Origin of the sequence: Desulfovibrio sp. Fe33 (assembly GCF_028532725.1) — a bacterium.
Taxonomy (GTDB): Bacteria; Desulfobacterota; Desulfovibrionia; order Desulfovibrionales; family Desulfovibrionaceae; genus Pseudodesulfovibrio.
The window spans coordinates 137815-163131 of record NZ_JAQKGU010000007.1; the positions used below are offsets into that span (position 1 = coordinate 137815).

Sequence of the window (25317 nt, forward strand, 5' to 3'; positions counted from 1 at the left end):
CTCCAGAGGCATTATGGCTTTTCGCTTCGATAAAAATATCAATAGTCATATTCGGCACGGAATGAAGGTCGGCCTGGCCAGTGTGCTGGCTTATGTGGTCTCCGGCTGGTCCGGCGTCCCCTACGCGTACTGGGCGGTCATCACCACGGTCATCGTCATGCAGATGCACGTGGCCGATTCCATCAATATGTGCCTGTACCGGTTTACTGGCACGGCCATCGGCGCGGGCATGGGCATCCTGATGATCCTCATCTTCCCGCCCACCCCGATCTATACTCTTGTCGCCATCTTCGTGGGTACGGGCACCTGCGCCTACCTGACGCGTTATGATGCGCGCTACCGGATGGCGGCCATCACCGTGTCCATCGTCTTCCTGTCCGGCCTGTTCGAGCAGCATCGTATCGAATACACCCTGTTCCGGGTGGCCGAAATCGGCATCGGCGTGCTTTGCGCCTTCGTTGTTTCGGTGCTCGTGTGGCCCAACAGAACCACTTCGGTGCTGCTGGAACGGCTGCGCACTCAGTACGATCAGGTGGCCGACAATTTCCTGCTGCTCGTTGACAATTTTCTGCACCGTCAGCGCAAGACGGATCCGGACCTGTTCTTCGACCTGGCTCGCGAGGTTCAGGCCAACCGGGAGCTGTACAACAAGATATACGCCACCGAGCGGCGCGTTTATCGGGCCGACATCGATCTGCTCGGCCTTCAGGTCAACACGCTCAATTCCGTGGTCGAGCGGATTCAATCCGCGCCCAATCTGCTCAACGAGGTGGAGGGCGACGGTTTCGACATCATCATGGCTCCGGAACTCACCCAGTTGGGCAACGAAATCGCTGACGCCCTGCGCGCCATCGGCCGGGGTGAGAAGTATGATTCCCATCACCTCGCCAGGTCCGTGGACGCGGTAGAGAAGCGGTTCATAGAATTGCGCGAGGAAGGTGTTATCGAGCGGTTCGACGTGCGCCGCTACTTCCAGGTCATGAGCTTCATCAATACCGCGCAGCACCTCGGTGAATTCCTTCTGCTGGTCCTGAACAAGCAGCAGACTTCCGAGTGATCGGACAGCTTCGCCGGAAAAGACAAGGGGTATGCGGATGTTTCGCATACCCTTTTTTTGTGGCGTAGGGAAACAGCCGTAACGCAGGCGCCGTTCGACCGCGTTATCTTCGGCCCAAGAGCTGGGCAATATACGAATAAGTTTCGATTGTTCCGAAATCCAGCCATGTTGTTTCGCGCAATGGGCTTTTGCTTTCGTCTTGCTAGATTCAACGGGGCTCGGCTTCCCGCATGGTTGAACGGAGGAAGATCGGCTTATTTTATCAAAACAGTGGTACATCGTACCATTATATGGCTCAACAAGGCGCGAGCCGTCGCGTGGTGCGGGGAGGTGCGCTGTGCGCTTCAGCCTTTTTATCTGGGCGTGGGGCATCTTGTCAGGACGCAAACACGAAGAATACGACACGTTGTTGCGCGATTCCGTGCAATGCGTCTTAGGCCTGTTTGCGAATTAATATGCCATTATTTTAATGTGTTAATTGAATAACATTATCTGGCGTCCTCCGTTCGGGCGGTGGCATGTTTCCTGCTCTTTGCGCTATTGATTGATTAATCAATCCAGAAGCAGGGAACGAAATTCCCTGAAAAAGGGCGAGAGAACACCATCGCAGAGGGCTTGAACCATTTACAGGAACGGGGATTGACCAATTGCAAAACAGATATTTCACGATTTCCGTTGTCGTTGCGCTCCTGTTTGCGGGCGCTGTGGCCGGGTACGCCATACCGGCGGGAAAAACGGGGGCGACCTCCCGGCTTATTCTGGACAACACCGGCGGCCGGGTCATTTTCACGCACGAGGTCCATGCCGGTGAGTACGGTCTGGATTGCGGGGATTGTCACCACGACGGCGTCGAGGGCCAGGGATACCGGCCGTGCGGAGCCTGCCATCCGGCAGAGTTCGACGAAGGGTTCCGCGTCGGCCATGCCAAGGCGTTTCCCGGTCGGGAGGCCTGTCCTCGATGCCACGGCGATCAGCCTGACGGTCAGCCTTTCCCCGGCCGGGTGCCGGACATGTCCTCCCTTCCCGCCAGGGGTGAGGCCTTCCATGCCCAATGCCGGGGGTGTCATGAGGCCAACGGCGGTCCCTTTGATGAAGACACCTGCTATCAGTGCCACGCGAGGTGATCCATGCTCAAGATTCGCTATCCTCTTGATTCCCAGCTCGCCAATTCCATCCGGGAAATGACGCCTCCGAAGGAACTGCATGTCAATGTGCGCAATCTCGTCCTGAAGGTCGGGAAGGGCGCCGAGCTGCGCAAGGGCGACATCGTCGCCGAGCATCCTTCAAAGGGCGTCGGCGCGTTTCATGCGTCGGCCTGCGGCAAGGTCTCGGGCGTAAATTATCACAGCCTGACCGTGAAATGCTCGGGCAAGGCGGAGACCGTCGATCCGGTGAACGTGGAAACCATGGGCAAGGGCTTGGAGCTCATGCGTGCCTTGCAGGGGCTTGGCGTGAACGTGGCTCAGTTCGAGAGTGACGTCGATGTCCTGGTGGTCAACGGTCAGAATCCGGAACCCGGCATTTCCGTGGCCCAGCAGATTTTGCGCGACGGCCGCGAGGAGCTCCGCGCAGGGCTGGACATGGCGCGAAGGCTGCTTTCTCCGGGCCGGACCGTGCTGGCCGTGCCCAAGGGCGAGGAAACAACCATTCCCGGCGCGGAGACCGTGGGGGTCAAGGCGAAGTATCCTTACTCCCTGGACGCCTTGGTGGTTCGGGCCATCACCGGCAAGGAGTTTCCCGAGGGCGTACGGGCGATCAGCGTCATGGATCTGTACGATCTCGGCAGGGTGGTCCAGACCGGGCTGCCCATCACCGAGACCCTCATGAGCATAGCCGGTCATAACTACCGGGTGCCCATCGGCACGCCCGTCGGGCATATCCTGAACGCCCTGAGCATGGCCGTGTTTCCAGGCGACATCGCCGTGTTGGGCGGGCCGTTTCGCGGCGAGGCCATCTACAGCCTGGACCAGGGAGTGAAGAAGGGCGACCACGGCCTGTTCGTCACCTCTTCGGACGCCATTCCGGCGGTGCAGGATGCGGCGTGCATCAACTGCGGCGAGTGCGTCCTGCAATGCCCGGCCAGAATCCAGCCGCATCTCATCAGCCGTTGCGCCGAATATGAGCGGTTCGATGAGGCCGTGCGGTACGGCCTGAACAGTTGTTTCGAGTGCGGTCTGTGCGCCTTCAACTGCTTCGCCAGGCGTCCGTTGCTCCAGTACATCCGTTTCGCAAAGGCGCAGATCCTGGCCAAGGGACGCGATGCACGGTCTTAGCCGGTCCCATAGCCGGGAATGATGTTCGATCAAACAAGGAAGAAGCGCATGAATCCTCCCATACTCAAAGCGATGTCCGACATCTCTCTCAGGCTGACGGTTTCGCCGCCGCCCCATTGGCGGAGCGGGCGGACAATTCAGGGCATGATGCAGGCCCATCTGCTGGCCCTGACGCCTGCCGCCGTCATGGCGGTGTTCATGTATGGCTGGCGGGCGATGTCCGTGGTGGGCATGGCTGGAACCGCCGCCGTGCTCACCGAGGTGGCGTGCCTGCGTCTCCAGAAGCGGGATGTGGACGTGGACAATTATTCGGCCCTGTACGCCGGAGTGTTGTTCGCTTTCCTGCTCCCTGTCACTGCGCCCTGGTGGCTGGCGGCCATTGGCGGCGCGTTGACCATAGCGCTGGGCCGGGCCGTGTTCGGCGGGTTCGGATGCAATCCGGTCTGCGCCCCGCTGGTGGCATGGGCCGTGTGCCGGTTCTCCTGGCCCGAGGCCATGGACATCGACCTGAACCTGGCGAGCTTCACGCTCAACAGCCCGGTGGACCAGCTCATGTATTTCGGGGTCGGCAGTCTCGGCCAGTTCGACTATATGGACCTGTTCATGGGACGCCAACTCGGCGGGCTCGGCTCTTCTCAGGTCGCGGCCGTGGCCGCGGGCGGACTCTTTCTGCTCGCCGCCCGCTGGATTCGCCTGTTCATCCCGTTCGGCTTCCTCGCCGGGGTTGCAGGCACGGCGGCAGTCTATTGGCTGATCGATCCCACGGTTTACGCCGACCCCATATTCCATTTGCTGGCGGGCAGCACCGTGTTCGGAGCGTTCTTCCTGGCCACGGACACCGCGTCCAGCCCGGTGGGCAAGATTCCGCAGACCGTATTCGGGCTTATCGCCGGAGCGATGGTCGTGGTCATCCGCGCGCACGGGGTATACCCCGACGGCGTGCCTTTCGCCGTCATGGTGGCGAATCTGCTCAGCCCGCTGTTGGAACGTCTTCGCCCCAAATACTTCGGAGTGAGATAATCATGCGTGAAATAGTCAATATGATCGTGGTCTTGTCGCTCATCTGCGCCGCCTCGGGCACCCTGCTGGTCAATTTGAAGCGGGCCACCCGGGAGCGGATCGAGCAGCAGGTTCTCGTCAATGTCCAGGGACCGGCCCTGATGGCGGTGCTCGAAGGGTGCGACAACGATCCAATCGCCGAACGGCGGACCGTGGGCGGCGTCACGGTGTTTCCGGCAAGACGCGACGGGAGGCTGGTGGGCGTGGCCTTCGAGACCTTCGCTCCCGGATATTCCGGGGACATCGGGGTAATGACCGGTTTCGACCTGGGCGCGGACCGACTCATCGGCATCGGCGTCACCACCCAGACCGAAACCCCCGGAGTGGGCACCAGGATCATGAAGCCCGCCTTTCTCAAGCAGTTCAAGGGCCACGGGCTCGACGCCATGGCCCTGAGTTCGAAGAGCGGCGACATCGACGCCGTGGCCGGGGCGACCTTCTCGTCTTCCGGCGCGGTGGACGCAGTGCGCAAGGCTCTGGACGTCTATAGGGACATCAAGCCTCAAATCGCCGACCTCTGGCCGGCGTCCTAAGGAGCGAGACATGAGTTCCATCAGGAAGGAATTTCTCAAGGGGCTGTGGGACGAATTGCCGCCGTTTCGGGTGGTGCTCGGGCTGTGCCCCACGCTGGCCGTGACCTCCACGGCGGAGAACGGCTTCGGCATGGGCGTGGCGGTGCTTTTCGTCCTGACCCTGTCCAACGCCATCATCTCGGCCATGCGAAAAATCATTCCGGGCAAGGTGCGCATCGCCTGCTTCATCGTCATCGCGGCATCCCTGGTGGTGGCCGTGGAGCTGCTCATGCAGGCGTACACCTACTCCCTGTATCAAAAACTGGGCATCTTCGTGCCGCTCATCGTGGTCAACTGCATCATCCTGGGCCGGGCGGAGGCGTTCGCATCGAAGAATCCGGTGCTGCCGTCCATCGCCGACGGGCTGGGCATGGGCCTGGGATTCACCCTGTCCCTGACCATTCTCGGCGCGTTGCGCGAAGGGCTCGGCAACGGCACGGTTTTCGGCCTCCCGGTGGTTTGGGAAACGTTCAGGCCTGCGCATTTCCTGGTCATGGCTCCGGGCGCGTTCGTTTGCCTGGGGGTGATCCTGGCGGGCATGAACGCCCTCAACCGCCATCTGAGCCGCCGAAAGGGCGAGCCCGCCGCCGAACCGCAGAATGCGGCCTGCGCCTCCTGTGCGTCGTGCAACCTCTGCATAACGGCCAAGAGGGAGGAGTAGCTCATGGAATACTTCATGCTGTTCATCTCGGCCATTTTCATCAACAACATCGTTCTGGTCCAATATCTCGGCACCTGTCCGTTCATGGGCACCTCCAAGTCCACGGACGTGGCCTTCGGCATGGGCGCTGCGGTCATCTTCGTCATGCTCATGGCCACGGCGTTCACCTGGCCGCTGCAACGGTACGTGTTGACTCCCTTCGGCATCGGATATCTCCAGACCATCGTCTTCATTTTGGTCATCGCTTCCCTGGTTCAGTTCGTGGAGATGTTCCTGAAAAAGGTCGTGCCGCCGCTGCACGCCTCCCTCGGGCTGTTCCTGCCACTGATAACCACCAACTGCGCGGTCATGGGTGTGGCCATCATGGTTCAGCGCAACCAGTATTCATTCGTCAAGGCAATGGCTTTTTCCCTCGCTTCGGGGATCGGTTTCCTCATCGCCTTGATAATCGTCTCCGCCATCCGGGAGCGGCTGGATCTCTCTCCGGTTCCGGTCGTCTTCCGCGGCATTCCGGTGGCGCTCGTCACGGCGGGAGTCATGTCCCTGGTCTTCCTCGCCTTTCAGGGCATGGCCGCATAACCGAACAAGCACAAGGACACGATTATGGTAGCCTCATCCATACTGGTTCTGTTCTTCCTGGGGTTTTCGGCCGCATCCATTCTGGCCGTCGCTTCCCGCATCCTCCGCGTGGAGGAGGACCCTCGCGTTGCCCGGGTGGAAGCCTGCCTTCCCGGGGCCAACTGCGGCGGGTGCGGCTATCCCGGGTGTTCCGCCGCAGCCGCCGCGATAGTCAGCGGCCAGGCCCCGCCCGAGGTTTGCGTGGCGGGCAACCAGGAGACTTCGGCTCGCATCGCCGCGATCATCGGTTCCGAGGTGAGTTTCAAGGAGCCCAAGGTCGCCACGAACATCTGTAGCGGAGGCTCCCGGGCCAATCTGCTTTTCGACTATAAGGGCGTGGAGGACTGCCGCGCCGAGGCTCTGCTCTACGGCGGCGAAAAATCGTGCGGCCTCGGCTGCATCGGGCTGGGCACCTGCGTCAAGGTTTGCGGGTTCAACGCCATCCGCCTGAGCGGGGCGGGGCTTCCCGTTGTGGACTGGAACGCCTGCCGGTCCTGCGGCAAGTGCGCCGAGGCGTGCCCCACCGGGGCCATCCGTATATCCAGCGTGACCAGCGTACTGCTTCACCTCAACCAGACCGACGACTGCCTCGCTCCGTGTATGCAGAAGTGCCCGGCCCAGATCAACGTGCGCCGTTTCATTCAGCAGCTCAGGCAGGGCGACATGCGCGGCGCGCTCATGACCATCAAGGAACATAACCCGCTGCCCCTGTTGGTGGGGCGCATCTGTCCGGCTCCGTGCGAGAACATCTGCCGCCGCAAGATCGTGGACGAAGGCGTGGCCATCCACACTCTTCAGCGGTTTGCGGCGGATTGGGAAATGCGGTCCGGCATTCGCGTGCCATTGTTTTGCAATCCTCCGAGCGGCCATAGGGTGGCCATCATAGGAAGTGGTCCGGCAGGGCTTTCCTGCGCCTATTTCCTGCGCCGCGTGGGGCATGAACCGGTCATTTTCGAGAAGCGGGCCCACATAGGCGGCATGATGCGCGGCGTCATCCCCGAATACCGTCTGCCCAAAAAGGTGGTGGATTGGGAGGTCCAGACCATTCTCAATCTCGGGGTGGAAGCCCGTACCAATGTGGCCTTCGGACGCGACGTGACCCTCGCCGACCTCGAAAGGGAAGGATTCGAAGCGGTCTTCATCGCCACCGGGGCGTGGAAGGTGCCGCCGCTCGGCATCGAGAACGACAATGCGCAAGGCGTGTTGGACGCGGTCTCTTTCCTATACGGCGTGGGGCGCGAATACACCGACCTTCGCGGAAAGAGAGTGGTGGTCGTGGGCGGCAGCAACACCGCCATGGACGTCGCCCGGTCCGCCGCCCGTCTGGGAGCCGAAGTCGTGGCGCTGGTGCCGAGCATCCAGCGCAAGATGTCCGCCAACAAGGATGAGGTTCTGCGTGCCCTGGAGATCGGCGCGGATCTTCGCTACCTGACCGCGCCGCTCGGCATCGAGGCGGAGAACGGAACCGTTCGGGGCGTGAAATACTGTGATCTGGCCTATGACGACCCGGAAAAGGCCAAGGGCGATCCGAAGCCCGTGGCAGGAACCGCAATGTTTGTCGCGGCCGATCTGGTCGTTGCGGCCATGGACCGCGTGGTGGACGACAGCCTTTTGCGCGATGCGGAAGGCAAGCCTTTATTCAAGATGGACAGGAAGACGGGCGGGATCAGCGCGAACCCAACCACGTTGCAAACCGACATCCCCAACGTGTTCGTGGGTGGAGAGGCCCACACGGGTCGCAACATCATGATCCAGGCGGTGTCCGACGGACGCCGCGCAGCCCGCGCCATTCACTTCCATGTGACTCGGGGGACCGTGCCGGAACCGGACAATCAGCAGGTCCAGGTCATCCCGGAAACGATCCTCAAGGACATGCGTGTGACCTATTCCATACCCAGGGTGCAGATCCCCCTGATCGGCATGGACGAGCGCAGGCATACCTTCAGGGAGGAAGTGGCCGGTTCCATCACCTATGAGGCGGCCAGAAAGGAGGCCAGCCGCTGCCTGCGATGCGGATTGACCTGCTATGACGCCGACGCCGGGGCCGAGTACACCCTGGATGACGACGTCAAGCTGATCTGCGCTTCGGGCGGGGAGTAGGCGGCCTCGATCAACCGCCTGAAAGGAGCGGCGTGCGAGCTTGGCCGTGCGTCCGGAAGCCAGCCGGATGCGCACGGCGAAGCCTGACGGGAATCCGGCATCCCGAACATGCCGGAGGTACTGACTCGGGGTACCTGACAATAGGGGTTGCAGCGATGTCGCTGCAACCCCTATCCGTTTTCTCTAATTTGCCGGTTTGAGGCCCATGATGAAGTAGGCCAACTGGGCGGAGGCGAAATCAGATGCGTGATCGCCGTCCGCGGGGGCCAGCTCAACGACGTCGGCGCCGATGAGAGTCCTGTCCCGTACGGCTGCTTCGAGGAGCGACAGGGCCTCATGCCATCCGACGCCTCCCGGAACCGGAGTGCCGGTGGCCCGGATGACCGATGGGTCCAGTCCGTCCACATCGAATGTGATGTAGATTCGATCCGGGAAATCGGTAGGCAGAAGGTGTTTGGGGATGCCTTTCAAAAACAGCTCGCGCGCGTCGAGATGGGGGATGTCGTTGGTCCGCCTGTATTCCACCTCTTCCGTACACAGGGCGCGGACGCCGATCTGGAAGAGGCTCAGGCCGAGGTCGTCGGCGGCGCGGCGCATGACACATGCGTGGCTGTAGAGCGAGCCTTCGTAGGAATTCCGGAGGTCGGCGTGGGCGTCGAACTGGACTATGCCGAACTTCCTGTATTTTTGTTTCAATGCCCGGAGCGCGCCGAGTGTCACGGTGTGTTCGCCACCGAGGACCAAGGGCATCGCCTCGCATTCCATGGCGAATGTGACGGCGTCCTCGATTCGGTCGAGGGTCTTGGAAATATTGCCCGAGCAGTCCACGGGCTCCGCTGTGTGGATACCGTCCTTCGCGGGCACGGATTTGCCGTCCCACAGTTCCAGTTGCGTGGACGCCTCCATAATGGCGGCCGGGCCTTTGGCGGTCCCGCCGCCGTATGAGACGGACGACTCAAGGGGAACCGGAATGACGTGGAAAGCGGCCTCTTCCGGCCGTGCGTTGTCGATTTCGCCTTCGAGAAAGTGCGAAGCCATGGCGTCCTCCCTAGGAAAGCCGGTTTTTGAAGTCCTCGTAGCCGAATGAGCGGACTAGAGTCATTGCATCCGAATCGGGCTTGAAAAGATACATGGACGGCAATTGAATGCCGTTGAAGGTGTTCGTCTTGACCATGGAATAGATGGCCATGTCGGTGAAAACCAGACGGTCGCCGGTTCGTACCGGGTGGTCGAACGAGTATTCCCCGGCCACGTCGCCGGTCAGGCAGGAAGGGCCGCCGATCCGGCAAGTCCATGCCTTTTCCTCGACCTCGCCGGAACCGACGATATGCGGGCGGTAGGGCATTTCGATGACGTCGGGCATATGGCACGGCACGGCGGAATCCATTATCGCCACGGGCATGTCGGCCTGCACGACATCAAGGACTTCCGCGACGAGATACCCGGCGTTGAGCGCCACGGCCTCGCCCGGTTCCAGGTAGACCTCGACGTTCCATTTCTTCTTGAAACGGGTAATGAGGCTGACCAGCAGGTCTACGTCATAGCCGGGGCGGGTGATATGGTGCCCGCCGCCGAAGTTGACGTACTTCATGCGCGGCAGCACGTCGGAGAAATTCCGTTCCACGGCTTCTATGGTCCTTTCCAGGCAGTCGGCGTCCTGTTCGCACAGATTGTGCCAGTGCAGGCCCGTGATGCCGTCGAGGCTGTCCGCGTCGAACTGCGCCCGGCGGATGCCCAGCCTTGAGCCGGGAGAGCAGGGGTCATAAATGGGGGTGGCCCCTTCGGAGTGCTCGGGGTTGATGCGCAGGGCGAGCTCGATATTGCGTCCGGCGGCTTCGGCCAGCTCCCGCACCAGCGGACGGAAACGATCGAGCTGGGCAAAGGAGTTGAACACTATGTGGTCGCTCGTTTCGCACAGGTCCCGAATGTCCGCCTCGGAATATCCGGCTGCAAACGTGTGCACCTCGCGTCCGAACTCTTCCCGCCCCAGCCGCGCCTCGTGGGGCGAACTGGCGCAGATGCCGTCCAGTGTTTCCGCCAGCAGGGGGAACACGGCGTGCATGGCGAAGCACTTCAGCGCGAGCAGCACTTTGCAGCCCGCCCGGTCCCTGACAGAGGCGAGGACCTCCAGATTCTCTTTCAGGAGGCCCTCGTCGATGACATAGGATGGTGTCGCGACCCGCTTGGGGTCGAAACGGTATTCCAGGCGGCCGTTCACTACAGCTCCACTTCCTGCCAGGGCAGGCCGTGCTTGTTCAGGGCAGTCATGAACGGATCGGGATCGAATTGTTCCATGTGGAAGACGCCTTCGCCGGACCATTTGCCGGTGAGCATCATCATGGCGCCGATCATGGCCGGGACGCCTGTGGTGTAGGAGATGGCCTGGGAGCCGACTTCCTCGTAGGCGGCTTCGTGGGAGCAGATGTTGTAGACGTACAGCTGCTTTTCCTTGCCGTCCTTGACGCCCTTCATGACGTTGCCGATGCAGGTGCGTCCCTTGGTCAGAGGGCCGAGGGAGCCGGGCTCGGGCAGGACCGCCTTGAGGAATTGAAGCGGCTGGATCATCTGGCCGTTGTACTCGACGGGTTCGATGGAAGTCATGCCGATGCCCTCCAGCACGCGCAGATGGTTGAGATAGGCGTCGCCGAAGGTCATCCAGAAACGGGCGCGTTTGAGGCCCTTGATGTGCATGACCAGGGATTCCAGCTCTTCATGGTACATGAGGTAGCATTTCTTTTGGCCGATGCCTTCAGGAAAGTCGTAGCTCATGGACCAGGACAGGGGATCGGTTTCGACCCATTCGCCGCGCTCCCAGTACCGGCCGCGCTGGGTGATCTCGCGGATGTTGATTTCCGGGTTGAAGTTGGTGGCGAACGCCTGCCCGTGATCGCCCGCATTGCAGTCGATGATGTCGAGCACGTGGATTTCGTCGAAGTGGTGCTTCATGGCGTGGGCCGCGAACACGTTGGTGACGCCCGGATCGAATCCGGAGCCGAGCAGGGCCATGAGGCCCGCTTCCTTGAAGCGGTCCTGGTACGCCCACTGCCATTTGTATTCGAATTTGGCTTCGCTCGGCGGCTCGTAGTTGGCCGTGTCGAGGTAGTTGACGCCGGTTTCAAGACACGCGTCCATGAGCGTCAGGTCCTGGTAGGGCAGGGCCAGGTTCACCAGCAGGTCCGGTTTGATCCTGTTGATGAGCTCCACGGTTTCGGCCACGTTGTCCGCATCGACCTGGTAAGTGGGGACGTCGACTCCGGTGCGCTTCCTGACCGATTCGGCAATGGCGTCGCACTTGGACTTGGTACGGCTGGCGAGGTGGATTTCGCTGAACACCTCGGGAACCTGGGCACACTTGTGCACCGCCACGCTGCCGACGCCTCCGGCGCCGATGATCAGAACCTTGGACATAGTCGTATCCTCGTAGAACGCTCCCCGCGGAGCGGTAAGAATTTCTATCTTTCGAAGTAAGTGTAGCCCTGCAGGCCGTTCTTGTAGGCCTGGAGGATATCCCGTCGCTGAATAGGCGTTATCTGGCCGTGTTGAACGGCTGTTTCCGCTGTCTTGCGGAAGCGCCTGAGGAGGGCTTTGGTGTCGTATTCCACATAGGAGAGGATATCCTCCACCGTGTCGCCCTCGAGCTCGCTGACAAAAACGAACTCGCCGTTGTCACGAATCCTGACGGTGACGATATTGGTGTCGCCGAGCAGGTTGTGCAGATCACCGAGCGTTTCCTGGTATGCTCCCACAAGGAAGGCGCCGAGGTAGTATTCCTCGGAGTCCTTCAACTCATGCAGAGGCATGGTCCGTTTGACGCCCTGGCTGTCGATGAATCGGTCTATTTTTCCGTCGCAGTCGCAGGTGATGTCGGCCAGCAATCCTTCACGTGTCGGCGCTTCGTTGAGACGATGCACCGGCATGAGGGGGAAGAGCTGCCCAATGGCCCAGGAGTCGGGAAGGGATTGGAATACGCTGAAGTTGCAGTAGTAGATATCGGACAGGGCCTGGGTGATGCCTTCCAACTCGTGCGGGAGCGAAGGCATTTCCTTGGCGAACTTGGCGATGCGGTGGATGGTCTCCCAGAAGACGCTGTCTCCGAGGGCGCGCTCGCGGAATGAGAGCTTGCCTTGGGAGAAGGCCTGCCGCACCTGGTCGCGGTAGTAGAGGATGTCGTTGAAGCTTTCCTGGACGTTGCGCAGGTTCAGCGTTTCCAACGTGTCATAGAGATGCTGGATGTGGATGCTGGTCCCTTCGGGCAGCTTCTCGGGAAGCGCTTCCGGTTCGAAACGGGCGGTATCCAGCACGTTGAACAGCAGCATGGAGTAGTAGGCGACCAGCGCCCGGCCCGATTCGGTGATGATGGTCGGGTGGGCGATGCTCTGCTCGTCGAGCACGGTCATGACGCCTTCCACCACGTCCACGCAGTATTCGTCCACCGAGTAGTTGCGGCTGCTCATGAAGTTCGTCTGGGTGCCGTCGTAATCGACGGCCAGACCGCCGCCGAGGTCCAGGTAGCGCATACCCGCCCCCTCGGCCACGAGCCCCGCATACACGCGGGCGGCTTCGGCCACGGCGGTGCGGATTTCACGGATGTTCGGAATCTGGGAACCGAGATGATAGTGGAGCAGTTGGAGACTGCCCAGCATATCTTCTTCCTTGAGGGTGTCGATGACGTCGATGATTTGAGCGGCATTGAGGCCGAAGATGGAGCGGTCTCCGCCGGATTCGGCCCATAGACCGTTGGCCTGGGCCGACAGCTTTACGCGCACGCCCAGAATCGGCTCGACGCCCAGCGCCCTGGACCGCTCGATGACGAGCGGCAGTTCGCCCGGCATTTCGATGACCAGGACGCATTTGAAGCCAAGCTGCGTGGCATGAAGGCCAAGGTCGATGTATTCCTCGTCCTTATAGCCGTTGCACACGAGAACCGCATCGGGGTCGCGGAGCATCCCCATTGCGGCGATCAGTTCGGCCTTGCTGCCCGCCTCAAGCCCGTGATGGTATTTTTTGCCGTGACGGGTCACGGCCTCCACCACTTGTTGTTGCTGGTTGACCTTGATGGGGTAAGCGCCAAGATACGAGCCCCGATAACTGAGGCTGTTGATGGCCGCTTGGAAACTGTTGTTGAGCAGGGAAATCTGGGTTCCGAGGATGTTCTCGATGCGCAGGAGCACGGGCATATCCAAGCCGCGTTCCTGCACCCCTTCGATAATCTCGGGAATACTTACCGCGTTGGCAAAATTGCCTGGCTCCGCGGTTACCTGTAATTCGCCTGATTGGGAAATGCCGAAAAAGCCGGCACCCCATTCACGGACGCCATAGAGTTCCGTGGACCGTTCAGTGGTCCATCTTTCCAGGGTAGGGGTCACTCATAAATCCTCCCGCCAAGTGGACTCGGGAAAACCCGGTATTGTGGTTCATTGATTCGAGTTAATCGTTTCAATGCGAAAACGAAGTATGGGCGGGGGTCAAAAAAGTCAATATTAAATTTGCCCCCTGCGCGGCACGCAGCGCGTACGCCGCCGCCTTTGCTGAATATATCCGAGGGTGTTTTTTTGGGGGAACTTTTCCTGCAACTCCCTGGAGAGGAAAATCAGGCGTTGAAAGCCGCTTTGCGGCAATAGTCGGGTGATTTCGCCTCCGGCGGGCAAGGGTTCGCCCCCTTGCATCCCCTGTATGCGCCTTCGGCGCGGGCTATATCCCGCTCAGCGTGTCCTGCCGCGAAAGCGGGTGGTGTGCTTTATTATGATTGCCCTGCTGAATACGATAAACAAAGCCGAGCGCGTTCATACGCACTCGGCTTTGTTACGTGTAACGAACAAGTCAGATTTAAGGGACAAGAAACGGGTGTAAAACTTCCGCTCTACAGGCGTTCGCCGGTCATTTGAGCGATTCAAAGTCCTACTAATATGAAATAGTTACAGCAGAAGAAACTCTTTTGGCTTTTTCTACAGCATCCTTAACGTCGTCGGCAAGGGCCAACGCTACGCCAAGGCGGCGGACTCCAGCGCATTCGCCTTTGCCGAAAATCAGAACCTTTGTATCTGCCTCACGAAGGGCGACATCAACGCCAGCAAAGGCGGGCTTGTCGGATGTGCCATTAGATAAAATCACACTCGAGGCGGCGGCTCCGTATTGACGAATACCCGGAATCGGCAAGCCCAAAACAGCTCTTACATGCAGGGCAAATTCACTCAAATCCTGAGAGATGACGGTCACCAATCCTGTATCGTGGGGGCGAGGAGAGACTTCACTGAAGATAACATCGTCATCTTTCACAAAAAGCTCAACGCCAAAAATGCCACGCCCGCCTAAGGCGTCCGTGATCTTGCGCGCATATTCTTGAGCTTTCGCAAGAGCCGCCTCGCTCATGGGTTGCGGCTGCCAGGATTCACGGTAATCCCCGTTTTCTTGTCGGTGCCCAATCGGCTTGCAAAACGTTGTTCCATCAACGTGGCGCACGGTTAAAAGGGTAATCTCGTAATCAAAAGGTATGAATTTCTCGATGATGATACGCCCTTTACCGGTACGGCCGCCGGACTGGGAATAATCCCAAGCCTTTTGGATATCAGCCTCACTCTTTACGATGGATTGTCCTTTTCCGGAAGAACTCATGACAGGCTTGATTACACACGGGATACCGATTTCGGCCACTGCCGCCCGGTATTCTTCTTCCGTATCGGCGAAGCGGTAAAGCGACGTGGTCAGGCCAACCTTCTCGGCGGCAAGACGCCGAATGCCTTCACGATCCATTGTCAGCTTCGTCGCATTGGCGGTAGGGACAATATTGAATCCCTCTTTTTCAAGCTCGACCAAAGTAGACGTGGCAATGGCCTCAATCTCAGGCACGATATAGTCCGGCTTCTCTTCCGTGATAACCCGGCGAAGCGCGTCACCATCCAACATGGACATGGTATAAGAGCGGTGCGCCACCTGCATGGCCGGAGTATCTTCGTAGCGGTCAACCACAATAACCTCAACGCCAAGACGCTGCGCTTCGATCACAACTTCCTTACCGAGTTCCCCACCACCGAGAAGCATCATTTTCTTTGCTGATGCCGTTTTGGCTGTTCCTAATATCGTCATTCTAAATCCCTTTGAATTGATTAAAATCATGCTTTAGGCAGGGACTCCCTATGCCAAAATTCCCCCAAAATTGAAAGGATTTCTCTTTTCGATTTCAGGAAGAATACGGCTCTCATCGAACCGGGTCACATAGTGGAGAACCTGCATAATGGTCGGCGGGAAGTTGTGGGATAAACTGCTGAACGTGGCTTGAATTTCGCAGTTATTCTATGCTTTTTTTTGAACACTAAAGCTGCATTTGGCTTTCTCGCGTCCACTTTAAACTGTGGTTCAGTTTCTTGGACCTATTTCTATGCAGCATAATTGGCCTGGACTCTGTCTTTTGGGGGATTGCTGGAGTCTGGGCCGGGCGGTGGCCAGGAACGTCGCTTAGCTTAAGACATAAAACGCTGCCCAAATCCCTACAACAAACATAATAATAGAAGCTGCTCCTGCTCCTGTTGCCAGCCAGCGTGTGGGGGCTTCGTATCGCTTATATTTTGGAATGCTATTGGCCCCTCGATGTTGTTGCATTAAGCAAAACTCCGCGAAATAGGCAAAGCCAAGAGCAAAAAGAGCTGATGCTGCACCTGTACAAAAACATAATAAGGCCCAGAACAACTGTTTCAGGATAACGGTTGGATCGGCAGCCCCGGCGGCAACAATAGCTGCGGCAGCGCCTCCGTTCAGGAAGGCCGAAGACGTTAGCCCAGCTCGCCCGAACTCGATGAGTGAGGTGTAAGCCTGCTTCCAGTTGACCTGATCTTCGTCTGTCCATAGCGTCATGTCGTTCTCGCCCATTCGCATTATCTTAGGAAAAGCCTTATTTCCAAATGGGCTTTCTCCTCAGTTATTCTACTGGTAAATAAGCTTGTCTGTCTCGTTTGATATGATCAAGGATTTTGGATGCTTCATATTCGGTTTTCAATCCGTCTGCCGTTTGCATTTGAATAGTTTTCAAACGAACTTTGAGAGTGTCGCCTTTTGCAAAGTTGATGCGGTTTTCATCGACGTCTTTTAAAAAGTTCTTATCAGTAATCTTTACGCTGATGGGCGTTGAGCCGTCCGTAAGACGCCATTTGTTGTCTTCTTTGAAACTTAGGGAGACTATCGAGAAAAAACGGTCCTGTGGGGGTTCTCCCGCGTTCAGGAGAACAGGCTCAATGTCCGGGGGATTGAAGTAGTCCACAGTCTTTTTCTCGGCCAAGGGGATTTGTTCGTTTTGCGTACCCAAGCAAAGTGAGTCGATGCCTTCAGTCCGCAATGGTTCCACGACCCGATCCACTGCCTTCCGAACTGCTGCATTAGCGAACAAAGAGGCCACATCACCATTGACCTTGATGGTTTCAATTTGCCCCTGCTGGTCAAAAGTGATCTCAGCCATATTGTTAGGAATTGATTTGATGCGTGTTGCCTTTCTTCCCCGAGCCTTTTTCAGCAATCCCCAAAGTCCCCCTGCTAGCCCAAGGGGAGCTATGCCGATAAGCCCTAATATCTCTAGGGCCTCGCGCACATCGCTCCCTGGAGAAAAAAAGGAAGCGACCTGACTGGTAAAAGATTGAACCACCTCAAACGAGATGCCGAAACAACCGGCTTCAAACGCTTTGATATTCACCTTTACGGTCAACTCGTCTCCATTCAAGACCGCATTTGCCCGTTCGAGCAACTCCCCCACGGCGAGTAGTGCGGGAGCTAGGTCGCGTACCTCCATTTTGCTGCCGCGTAAGGCTTCGCCATCATAGAAAATAGTAAATTCAGCTTTGCTCATGTCTGGCATCTTATCTCAACCCAGTTGGAGTTAAAAGCAACTTTGTTTCAGTATTCTCGTAGGTAAGTAGCGCCACTCAATACAAACAATTTAAACAAGAATCAACATGCGATAAGTAGACATCTATTGGTCTTGTCGAATGTTTCAGTGTGGGAAAGCTCTAACCGTAGCCTTCGGCAGTTGTGTTTGTGCGCTGTAAAGGGCGAGCGAGCCCCCAAGTTTGACCAGTTGGTATTCTCATTGCTCATGAAAATTTTTATAAATTTTGTAAGAAAGTTGAGGCTAAGATTGGTTGTGGGTAGCAATAGGATATAAATTAAAAAAGGGTTTACGGAGTATCTCCGTAAACCCTTATCTTTTCTGGTCGGGATGAGAGGATTTGAACCTCCGATCTCTGCGTCCCGAACGCAGCGCTCTACCAGACTGAGCCACATCCCGATGCACGTGAGGAGAGGTGTTTAGCGTAGGGCTGATGAAAAGGCAAGGGAAAATTTCAATTAAAGTTAAGGTTGTGGACAAAGAGGCAAAAGCCACTTAAAGTCGGAGATTGAAAGACAAAATGATATCCTGCCGAGTCATAATCGGCCGCAGGCGTACATATGCGGGCATTTTCCCGCAGTCCCGGGGGTTCCGGGGGAGTGGAAATCCGCAACAGGCCGTTTTCCAAGGAGTTGCATACGTGATTAAAGTTCTCGTCGTTGATGATTCCGCATTCATGCGCAAGGCCATCAGCACGATGCTCGATAAGGACCCCGACATCTCCGTGGTGGGGGTTGCCCGCAACGGCCGGGAAGGGCTGGACATGGTGCGCCGGCTTGATCCGGATGTCGTGACCATGGACATCGAGATGCCCGAGATGGACGGTCTGACCGCCCTGCGGCACATAATGATGGAATCACCCCGGCCCGTGCTCATGGTCAGCTCCCTGACCACCGAGGGCGCGGAGTCCACCCTGAAGGCCATGGAGCTCGGCGCCGTGGACTTCATTCCCAAGCAGCTTTCCAAGGTGTCCCTCGATATCATCAAGATCGAACGGGACCTCATTGAACGGGTAAAGACCGTGGCCGCCCGAAAAATGCGCCACGCCGTCCGCTCCGCCGTTCAGCGCAGGACGCCCCGGCCCGTGTCCGCGCCCAAGCTGGGGGGACGGCCGTTGCGCGACGTGGTGGCCATCGGCGTTTCCACCGGCGGCCCGCCTGTGGTTCAGAAGATCCTTTCCTCGCTGCCTGCGGATTTTCCCGCAGGCATCGTTATCGCCCAGCACATGCCGGCAGCCTTTACCGGACCGTTTGCGGCCCGGCTTGACGGCGTGAGCAAGATCAAGGTCAAGGAAGCCGAGAGCGGCGATATCCTTAAGCCCGGCCATGCGTTCGTGGCCCCCGGCGGCAGGCATATCGTCCTGGACCAGAAGATCAGCCGCATCGAGATTGTGGTCACGGACGAGCCCGCCGAAGCCCTTTACAAACCCTCGGCCAACGTGCTTATCAGCTCGGTGGCCGAGGCGGTGGGCCGACGTGGGCTCGGCGTCATCCTGACCGGCATGGGGAACGACGGGTGCGAAGGCATTCGCGACCTCAAGGCGAAGGGCGGGCGCGCGCTGGCCCAGAGCGACTCCACATGTGTGGTCTACGGTATGCCCAAGGCCGTGGTGGAGGAGAATCTGGCGGACGAGATAGTGGATCTTGACGACATGGCCGAGTCCATCCTGGCTAATCTTTACAAATAACCAACGACCCGCGAACCGGAAGGGGGGAGGTCTGACGTCATGGCGGATTGTACCGAATATTTGGCCTTGTTGAGCAGCGACAACAAGGAGATTGTCCGGGAGAGCGCCTTCAGGGCGGGCGAGGACAACTGTGTCGAGGCCGTGCCCAGGCTGGCCGAACTGCTCAAGACCAATCATCTGGGCATCCAGGAGGCCGTGGACAGTTCCCTGCGCAAGATCGGCGGTCGGGAGACCGTGGAAGCGGTCATACCGCTGTTGCGTTCCGACGAGGCTTCCGTGCGCAATCTGGCCATGGATATCCTGCGCGAGGTGGGCAACCAGGACATGCCGTCGCTCATCGACCTGACCATGGACGATGACCCGGACATCCGTATCTTCGTGGCCGATATTCTCGGCTCCACCGGGAGTCTCCTGGCTGTTCAGCCCCTTTGCGAAGCACTCCTTGGCGACCCCGAGGTCAACGTCCGCTATCAGGCCGCTGTGAGCTTGGGCGAACTCGGCATGGAGGACGCCATTCACTGCCTGAATCAGGCCATAAACGATGAGGAATGGGTTCAGTATTCCGTGATTGAGGCCCTGACCAAGATCGGGCACACCAGCTCGGTGGACGCCCTGGTCAAAGCCTTGGACGGGGCCTCGGACCTGGTCGCCTCCATGATAATCGATTCCCTGGGCGAGATGGGCAACGTCAAGGCCGTGACCATGCTCCTCAGAAGGATCGCCGACTCCCCCACGGCGTTGCGCAACAAGATCGTCAAGGCCATAGTCAAAATTCTCGGCGGCAAGTCGCTGACCCTGCTCAGCGACGAGGAGCGCGAGCGGTTCAGGCAATATCTGCTGGTGGCGTTGCAGGATGAGGACGAGGAAATTCAGGATGCGGCCATTCAGGGATTGGCCTATGTCGGCGGAGAGGAAGCTTCCGCAGGCATCCTCAGTATCGCCGGAAGGTTGGACCCTGACCGCGATCACGATCGGCTGCAACTGATTATCGGCTTCCTGGCCCAGATCGGTCTGACCGAGGCCCTCAAGACCGTGCTGCTCGGCGAAGACCAGGACGAGGCTCGCGTGGCCGTGCAGGTCCTTTCCCAGATCGCCCCGAACGCCTGTACCTTGGACGACTGTGTCTGTCAGGTGCTCATGGAGGCGTTTTGGAAGGCCTCTTTGCCCGTGCAGCGGCAGATCGTCGGCGTGGTGGCCGCAAAAGGCGATGAGCAGACAAAGGATTTCTTCATCAAAATTCTCAACGAGCATCAGGACGGCACCGTGCTCAAAAGCGCGGTCTACCTGCTTGGCGAGAAGCTCCGGCTGTCCGAGGTGGTGAACCGGATTTTTCCGCTCATGGAACACCCGTACGATGACGTCAAGGAAGCCGCGCTGGATGCGTGCATCGCCATCGGCGGCCCCGACGTCCAGGCGCGTTTCCAGGAAATGTTCGGCAGGCCAGAGCCCATTAATCGGCTGATGGCCGCCTATGCCCTGGGCAAGCTCGGCCCCATGGAGAATCTCGACATCCTGACCCAGGCCGCGGAGGACGAAGTCCCCGACATCCGCAAAGTGGCCGTGGAGGCCCTGGCCGCTTCCGGCGGCGATGATGCGGCGTGGCGGCCTTTGGTCCTGCACAGGCTGTTCGACGAGAGCAAGGATGTCCGCCTGACGGTGGTCGAGATCATGGGGCGGCACTATGACCGGGAGATGGTTCCCCACCTCCTTGACGCCCTGAACGACGAGGACGACTGGGTCAAAATCCGGGCCATGGACGCCTTGGGCGAGCACGCCACGACCGAAGCCGTGCCGCTCATGATCGACATGCTGGACAACTCCAATCGGTTCGTGGTCATGAAGGCCGTCGAGGCTCTTGGAAACATCGGCGGCAGCGAGGCCTTTGCGGCCCTGCTGGAAGTGACCAACCGCGACGAGTACGAATTGGTCAGCGCCGCGGAAGAAGCCATCTCCAAGATACAGGAAATGTAGGAGCGTCTCACAGGAATGTCGTCTCTCTTCTCGAAAACCATATCCCTCGGCAAGGAACTCAAGATCACGGATCAGGAGTTTTCCAATCTGCGGGATTTCATCTATGCCGAATGCGGCATCCATATCGCGGACAACCGCAAGTACCTGTTGGAAAACCGGCTCGGGAACCGGCTTAAGAAGCTCAACCTGAAAAATTTCGACGAGTATTACAATCTGCTTCGGTTCGACCCGGCCAAGGGCGCGGAAATGAAGAAGCTTTTCGAGGTCATCACCACCAACGAAACCAGCTTCTACCGCAATCCGCCTCAGTTGAAGGTCTTTCAGGAAGAGGTGCTGCCCCGCGTTCTCGATTCCTGCCGGAAGAAGGGGAGGAGGCTGCGCTTGTGGTCGGCTGGCTGCTCGACCGGCGAGGAGCCCTATACCATCTCCATCATTCTTCGCGAGATGCTCAAGGCGGAACTCGCATCCTGGGACATTCGCATCACCGCCAACGATCTCTCCGAGCGTGTGCTGGAGTCGGCGCGGCGGGGCGTGTACAACGATTACACCCTGCGGACCACGCCGGAGGAGATCATTGCGCGCTACTTCGATCGCGATAACGGACAGAACAAGATCAAGCCCGATGTCAAGCGGCTCGTGAGTTTCGGACAGATCAACCTCAAGGACCGTTTGCAGCTCAGGCGAGTCGAGCGGTCGCAGATCGTTTTTTGTCGCAATGTCATCATTTATTTCGACGATGAGATGAAGAAGCGGGTCATCAACGCCTTTTACGACAACCTGCTTCCCGGCGGTTATCTCGTCATCGGCCATTCCGAGTCGCTGCACAACATCACCCGTGCGTTCAAGCCCATTCATTACCCCGGCGCCATCATTTATCAGAAGGAGGAGTAGGACATGTTCGGTTGCGGATTTGATAAGATGACGCCTGCCGTGTTAATTAAGGGGGAGTTATGCCTAAACATATTTTGATAGTGGACGATTCCAAAACAGTCAGGAACCTTGTGGCCTTCATCATGAAGAAGGAAGGTTTCAAGGTTACTACGGCCGAGGACGGGCTGGACGGCCTGGAAAAGCTGTACAGTCTGTCCGAGGTGGACCTGATCGTGTCCGACGTGAACATGCCCCGTATGGACGGGCTGACATTCATCAAAACCGTCAGGGAACAGGCCGCGTACAGGGACATTCCGATCGTGGTGCTGTCCACCGAGGGCCAGGACAAGGACATCCAGACCGGATTGACCGTGGGCGCGAATCTGTACATGATCAAACCCGCCCAGCCGGAGAAACTTGTTCGCAATGTCAAGATGCTGTTGGGATAGCCGTTCGTTTCGCGACGGCGTGTTAATGCAATCGATGCGGCGGGCGACAGGCCTATGGGCCCGCAGCCGCTAAAGGAATCTCGATGAGCCAGGACTTTATTGATCCGGAAATCTTGTCCGATTTTTTCGCTGAAGCCAAAGAGCATTTGGAGACCATCGAGCCCAATTTGCTCGAACTGGAGAAGAGCCCGGACAACCTCGGCCTTCTCAACGAGATATTTCGGCCCATGCATTCCCTCAAAGGGGCATCGGGCTTTCTCGGTTTGAACAAGATCAACGGGCTGGCCCACAAGGCCGAAAATATTCTGGACGAACTGCGTCAGGGCTCCATGCGCGTGACCGGTTCCATCATGGACCTGATCCTTTCGGCGACCGACGCCCTGCGGACCATGGTGGACAACCTGGAGACCAGCGGCGTCGAGGGGAATGTGGACACCGCTCCCATCATCGCCCGGATCGAGGCGGCCCTGCTCGGGGAGCTTCCGGAAGAGGGCGGCGTTCCGCCTGTCGAAGCCGGGGCCGAACCTGTTGTCGAAGCGCCTGCCGTCGAGTTCGAGATTATGCCTGAACCTGAACACCTTGAACCGGAGTCCGTTATGGCGGGCGATGCCGGAGATGCCGAAATGAACGCTTTCAATCCGCAACCCGATCCCGATTTCGATCCCTCTCCGTATGCGCTGACCACTGTGGGCGAGGGGCATCTGGCCGACTTTCTCGAAGAGGCGCAGGAGATCGTCGAGAATCTGAACCGATGCCTCCTGGACTTGGAAGGCGATCCGGGCGGCAACGATGAGCTCATCAACGATACGTTTCGCTATTTTCACAACCTCAAGGGCAACAGCGGCATCATCGGGTTCAAGGAACTCAATTCCCTGACGCACGAGGCAGAAACCCTGTTGAACAGGGTGCGCAAGGGCGAGATGGCCTCCAGCCAGGGGCTTATCGATCTGCTCCTGGCGACCGTTGACCTCATCGAGGCCCTGGTGGGCAAGGTCGACCTGGAAAATGGCCGGGTGGCGCCGCTCGATACGAGCGTCATGGTTCAGGTGCTTCGAAAAGTCACCGAGGACGGCAGTGTGGCTGCGGTGGCCGGAGCCGTGCCCGTGGGCAGACAGGCCGCCGAATCGGCCTCCGAACCCGCCGGAGCGCCGAAGTCCGAACCCGTCGCCGAGTACGATCCCGAGGATGTGACCCTGTTCATTCAGACCGTCGAGCAGCAGTTTGAGGCCGTGGTGGTCGCCTTCCGGCTCCTCCGCGAAGATTCCGGCCAGAAGGATATCATCGACGGTCTGTACCGGGCTTTCCAGACCATTCAGAATTCCACGGGCTATATGGGATTCGACGAGATCAAGGAATACGCGGCCCGGACGGTGGGGCTGGTGGACCAAGCCCGCAACTCGGACATGGATTTTTCATTGATGCTCGACATCTTGGAGCAGGAATACGCCATTTTGAAGGACATGATTATGGCGGCCATCAAGGATTTGCCCGGCGTTCCCGAGAGCGGGGCCGTGCATGAAGCCGTTTCCGGGGCTGAGCCCGAACCGGTGGAGGCCGTTGTTCCGGCTCCGCAACCCGCTCCGGCGCGGCCTTCCGCGCCCCGAGCCGAGGTCAAGCCCGCTCCGGCCGCGCGTCCCGCCGCCAAGCCTGAGGCCGAGCCCGTTCCGACGGCAAGGAACGCCGCTTCCGCCGCCCCAGCCAAGACCGGCGGCGGTCAGGCCCCGGCCAAACCCAAGGCGTCCAGCACGATCCGCGTGGATCATCATAAGCTGGATCACCTCATGAACGTCATCGGCGAGCTTATCATCAACCGAAACCGCTACGCCATGCTCGCCCGAGCCCTGGAAGAGGGACAGGAGGACGTGCATGTGGTCGCGCAGCAGCTTACCGAGACCACGTACGCCATGGCCCGCATTTCCGACGACCTCCAAGACACCATCATGAAGGTCCGCATGGTGCCGGTGCAGACCGTCTTTTCCCGTTTCCCCCGCCTGGTCAGAGACCTGAGCCGCAAGTCCGGCAAGCAGGTTGAACTGATAATGGAAGGCGAGGAAACCGAGTTCGACAAGTCCGTGGTGGAGGAGATCGGCGATCCGCTGGTCCATTTGGTCCGCAACGCGGTCGACCATGGTCTTGAGGACGAGGAGACCCGCATAGCGGCGGGCAAGAAGCCCAAGGGCCACGTTTGGCTGCGCGCCTACCACAAGGGCAACTCCGTGGCCATCGAGGTGGAGGACGACGGCAGGGGCATGGACCCGGAAAAACTTCGGCAAGTGGCCGTGCGCAAGGGGATCATCACCCAGGAAGAGGCCAATGCAATGGATGACCGCGAGGCGTTGGACCTTATCTTCGCGCCGGGCTTTTCCTCCGCCGAAAAAGTCACCGACATCTCCGGGCGCGGGGTGGGCATGGATGTGGTCAAGACCAACATCAAGAACCTCAAGGGCAGCGTGAACACCCAGTCCGAAGTCGGCAAGGGCAGCAAACTGACCCTGACCCTGCCGCTGACCCTGGCCATTATCGACGCGCTCATGGTTCAGGTAGCGGGCGACACCTTCGCCATCCCCCTGGACGCCGTGTCCGAGACCACCAAGATCGAAGTGGAGAAGCTCTCGGATATCAACAACCGCAAGGCCGTCACCCTGCGGGGCGAAGTTCTCGGCATCGTCGAGTTGGCCGAACTGCTCGACATGCCTCAGTCCATGGCAGAGCGCGACGTTCTGCCCATGGTCGTTATTCAGGACAACGACCGGCGGCTCGGACTGGTCGTGGACCGGCTCCTCGAAAGGCAGGAGATCGTCATCAAGCCGCTTGGCCAGTATCTCAACAATTTTAATCTCAAGGGACTGTCCGGCGCGACTATCATGGGCGACGGATCGGTGGTCCTCATTCTCGATCCGCATGAGATTTACAGCCTCTCCACCCAGCTTGGCCGCAAGGAGCCGCTTGTCGTGGCGGGGGCCATTCCCGGCCGATAGAGAGTTTCTAACGCCAGAGAAAGCAAGAGGGAAAGCCGCATAACGGGCTTTCCCTCTTTTCTTTTCCGGAAGTGTATCGATTGGACCTTTCCTTGCGTCTAGTTTGAATGATCGCGCAGGGCGATATAGGGTTGCGAATTAATAAGATGGGGG

Annotated in this window: 20 protein-coding genes and 1 tRNA gene; 13 read left to right on the top strand and 8 right to left on the bottom strand. The window is 58.8% G+C overall.

What is annotated here, in order from left to right:
* The first annotated feature begins 13 nt into the window (after positions 1 to 13).
* From PSN43_RS10805 to PSN43_RS10840, 8 genes are all read left to right on the top strand, one after another.
* On the top strand, positions 14 to 1057 hold the full coding sequence (locus PSN43_RS10805) for an FUSC family protein (RefSeq protein ID WP_272700734.1): 1044 nt from the start codon (positions 14 to 16) through the stop codon (positions 1055 to 1057).
* Between the two features lie 647 nt (positions 1058 to 1704).
* On the top strand, positions 1705 to 2181 hold the full coding sequence (locus PSN43_RS10810) for a cytochrome c3 family protein (RefSeq protein ID WP_272700735.1): 477 nt from the start codon (positions 1705 to 1707) through the stop codon (positions 2179 to 2181).
* Between the two features lie 3 nt (positions 2182 to 2184).
* On the top strand, positions 2185 to 3330 hold the full coding sequence (locus PSN43_RS10815) for a 4Fe-4S dicluster domain-containing protein (RefSeq protein WP_272700736.1): 1146 nt from the start codon (positions 2185 to 2187) through the stop codon (positions 3328 to 3330).
* 48 nt (positions 3331 to 3378) lie between these two features.
* The gene (locus PSN43_RS10820; protein ID WP_272700737.1) at positions 3379 to 4350 is read left to right on the top strand and encodes an RnfABCDGE type electron transport complex subunit D; all 972 of its coding nucleotides are present in this window, start codon (positions 3379 to 3381) and stop codon (positions 4348 to 4350) included.
* Positions 4351 to 4352: 2 nt separating this feature from the next.
* A complete protein-coding gene (rnfG, locus tag PSN43_RS10825) occupies positions 4353 to 4922 on the top strand; it encodes an RnfABCDGE type electron transport complex subunit G (protein WP_272700738.1) in 570 nt (189 codons plus the stop codon).
* A gap of 10 nt (positions 4923 to 4932) precedes the next feature.
* A complete protein-coding gene (gene rsxE / locus PSN43_RS10830) occupies positions 4933 to 5622 on the top strand; it encodes an electron transport complex subunit RsxE (RefSeq protein WP_272700739.1) in 690 nt (229 codons plus the stop codon).
* A gap of 3 nt (positions 5623 to 5625) precedes the next feature.
* Positions 5626 to 6201, top strand: a complete 576-nt coding sequence (locus PSN43_RS10835; RefSeq protein WP_272700740.1) for an electron transport complex protein RnfA — start codon at positions 5626 to 5628, stop codon at positions 6199 to 6201.
* A gap of 24 nt (positions 6202 to 6225) precedes the next feature.
* A complete protein-coding gene (locus PSN43_RS10840) occupies positions 6226 to 8340 on the top strand; it encodes an FAD-dependent oxidoreductase (protein ID WP_272700741.1) in 2115 nt (704 codons plus the stop codon).
* Between the two features lie 183 nt (positions 8341 to 8523).
* On the opposite strand, the gene speB is transcribed toward PSN43_RS10840, so the two are convergent.
* The 8 genes from speB to PSN43_RS10880 all read right to left on the bottom strand — a co-directional run bounded on the left by speB (position 8524) and on the right by PSN43_RS10880 (position 17608).
* Positions 8524 to 9378: an agmatinase gene (speB, locus tag PSN43_RS10845; protein ID WP_272700742.1), complete on the bottom strand. Its 855-nt coding sequence runs from the start codon at positions 9376 to 9378 to the stop codon at positions 8524 to 8526.
* A gap of 10 nt (positions 9379 to 9388) precedes the next feature.
* A complete protein-coding gene (gene nspC, locus PSN43_RS10850) occupies positions 9389 to 10558 on the bottom strand; it encodes a carboxynorspermidine decarboxylase (protein ID WP_272700743.1) in 1170 nt (389 codons plus the stop codon).
* Positions 10558 to 11748 (bottom strand): saccharopine dehydrogenase family protein, encoded by a 1191-nt coding sequence (locus PSN43_RS10855; protein WP_272700744.1) that lies wholly within the window; start codon positions 11746 to 11748, stop codon positions 10558 to 10560. The genes nspC and PSN43_RS10855 overlap by 1 nt, the downstream gene beginning before the upstream one ends.
* Positions 11749 to 11792: 44 nt before the next feature.
* A complete protein-coding gene (speA, locus tag PSN43_RS10860; protein WP_272700745.1) occupies positions 11793 to 13706 on the bottom strand; it encodes a biosynthetic arginine decarboxylase in 1914 nt (637 codons plus the stop codon).
* A 535-nt stretch (positions 13707 to 14241) separates the two neighbouring features.
* The gene (gene purT, locus PSN43_RS10865; protein ID WP_272700779.1) at positions 14242 to 15423 is read right to left on the bottom strand and encodes a formate-dependent phosphoribosylglycinamide formyltransferase; all 1182 of its coding nucleotides are present in this window, start codon (positions 15421 to 15423) and stop codon (positions 14242 to 14244) included.
* A 369-nt stretch (positions 15424 to 15792) separates the two neighbouring features.
* Complete coding sequence (locus PSN43_RS10870) at positions 15793 to 16203, bottom strand: hypothetical protein (protein ID WP_272700746.1); 411 nt, start codon at positions 16201 to 16203, stop codon at positions 15793 to 15795.
* A gap of 49 nt (positions 16204 to 16252) precedes the next feature.
* On the bottom strand, positions 16253 to 17170 hold the full coding sequence (locus PSN43_RS10875; protein WP_272700747.1) for a hypothetical protein: 918 nt from the start codon (positions 17168 to 17170) through the stop codon (positions 16253 to 16255).
* Positions 17171 to 17531: 361 nt separating this feature from the next.
* A tRNA-Pro gene (locus PSN43_RS10880) sits at positions 17532 to 17608 on the bottom strand.
* 241 nt (positions 17609 to 17849) lie between these two features.
* Here PSN43_RS10880 and PSN43_RS10885 point away from each other — a divergent pair.
* The 5 genes from PSN43_RS10885 to PSN43_RS10905 all read left to right on the top strand — a co-directional run bounded on the left by PSN43_RS10885 (position 17850) and on the right by PSN43_RS10905 (position 25164).
* On the top strand, positions 17850 to 18896 hold the full coding sequence (locus tag PSN43_RS10885; protein ID WP_272700748.1) for a protein-glutamate methylesterase/protein-glutamine glutaminase: 1047 nt from the start codon (positions 17850 to 17852) through the stop codon (positions 18894 to 18896).
* Positions 18897 to 18935: 39 nt separating this feature from the next.
* Positions 18936 to 20867, top strand: a complete 1932-nt coding sequence (locus PSN43_RS10890) for a HEAT repeat domain-containing protein (RefSeq protein WP_272700749.1) — start codon at positions 18936 to 18938, stop codon at positions 20865 to 20867.
* A gap of 15 nt (positions 20868 to 20882) precedes the next feature.
* Entirely contained in the window at positions 20883 to 21758 is an 876-nt protein-coding gene (locus PSN43_RS10895; protein ID WP_272700750.1) for a CheR family methyltransferase, read from the top strand.
* A 59-nt stretch (positions 21759 to 21817) separates the two neighbouring features.
* A complete protein-coding gene (locus PSN43_RS10900) occupies positions 21818 to 22186 on the top strand; it encodes a response regulator (RefSeq protein ID WP_071546983.1) in 369 nt (122 codons plus the stop codon).
* Positions 22187 to 22269: 83 nt separating this feature from the next.
* Positions 22270 to 25164, top strand: coding sequence for a chemotaxis protein CheA (locus PSN43_RS10905; protein WP_272700751.1), 2895 nt, complete (start codon positions 22270 to 22272; stop codon positions 25162 to 25164).
* Positions 25165 to 25317 lie beyond the last annotated feature (153 nt).